Origin of the sequence: Collinsella sp. AM31-2AC (assembly GCF_003469285.1) — a bacterium.
Taxonomy (GTDB): domain Bacteria; phylum Actinomycetota; class Coriobacteriia; order Coriobacteriales; family Coriobacteriaceae; genus Collinsella; species Collinsella aerofaciens_AT.
Genome location: NZ_QSJB01000045.1, coordinates 1 through 1,362 on the forward strand (window position 1 = coordinate 1; position 1,362 = coordinate 1,362).

At 64.8% G+C, this 1,362-nt stretch carries 1 protein-coding gene; it reads right to left on the reverse strand.

The window, feature by feature from the left end; genetic code table 11:
* Positions 1 to 56: 56 nt before the first annotated feature.
* Positions 57 to 1,247 carry an IS256 family transposase gene (locus tag DW796_RS10310; RefSeq protein ID WP_117648577.1) on the reverse strand — a complete coding sequence of 397 codons (1,191 nt, stop codon included), beginning with the start codon at positions 1,245 to 1,247 and terminating at the stop codon, positions 57 to 59.
* Positions 1,248 to 1,362: the final 115 nt, after the last annotated feature.

The window sequence follows — 1,362 nt, forward strand, 5'->3', positions numbered from 1 at the left end:
GGTACCGTCAAGATTCTTTCGCAAATTGATCGAGGCGGCCTCGGCCCCGCCTTGCTCTAGCCCTCCGCCTTCTTGCTCAGCTCGTCCATCTCCTCCAGCTTCGACATGTCCAGGTACCTCCTCTTGCCCCATTCGTGCTCCACGATGTACTTCAGCCTCGCCGTCACCAGCATCAGGGCCGAGTTGCCGTCCGGGAAGGTCCCTACGACTCTCGTCCTCCGCCTGATCTCGCGGTTGATGCGCTCGATACCGTTATTGGTCCGGATTCTGCGCCAGTGCTCCGGCGGGAAGTCCGTGTAGGCGAGAGTCTCGGAGAAGCCGTCGCGCACCGTCCTCGCGGCCGCGCCGAGCCTCATCCCGTCCAGCTCGTCCGCCACCTCCGCCGCCTTCCTCGAGCACGCCTCGCGCGATTCCTGCGCGTGAATCGCCTTCAGCATGCGCGCCACGGCCTTCCTCCTGGTCACGGGCACCCTTCCCAACACGTTTCGGTAGAAGTGGACCGTGCAGCGCTGGTAGCGTGCCCCGGGGAACACCTCCTCGAGCGCACCGAGCATCCCCGCGCACTTGTCGCCGGTGACGAGCCGCACGCCGGAGAGCCCGCGCCCCCTGAGCCACGAGAAGAACTCGCGCCACGAGTCCGCCGACTCGGTGTAGCCCTCCGCGCAGCCGATGACCTCCCGGTCGCCGGTGGAGTTGACGCCGATGGCCACCAGAACGGCCACGTTCTCGTAGGACCCTCCCCAGCTGCGCTTGAGGTAGATGCCGTCGACGAAAACGTAAGGGTAATCGCCCTCGAGCGGCCTCTGGCGCCAGGCCTCGATGGACGCGAACGCCTTCTCGTTGAGGTTGGAGACGGTGCCGGAGGACACGGGCGCTCCCCAGAGGAGTTCGGAGACGTCCTCGATTCTCCTGGTCGAGACGCCCGCGAGGTACATCTCGACGATGGCCTCCTCGACCGAGGTCTCGCGCCTGCGGTAGCGCTCGATAACGGCCGTCTGGAAGGTCGCGCCGCGCAGCTTCGGCACGTTGAGCTCGACCTCTCCTGCCCCGGTGACGAGCTTTCTCGCGTAGTGGCCGCTGCGGTATGCCTCCCGGCCTGCCGTCCTCTCGTAGCGCCCGGCCCCTACGAGCTCGGACGCCTCCTCGTCGAGCAGCGCGTTGAGCGTCTCCTCGACGGTCTTCCTCACCAGATTCTTTATGTCCTTGCGCAGCGACTCCTCGTCGACTGTTACGATGTTCGCAGACACGGCCCGTGCCCCTTTCGTCGTTGATTTGTTGTTTAGCCGCTAGAAATCATATGACGGGGCGCGGGCCGTGTTCCGCTATGCGGTTGTCAATTTGCGAAAGAAATTATGCGTCACC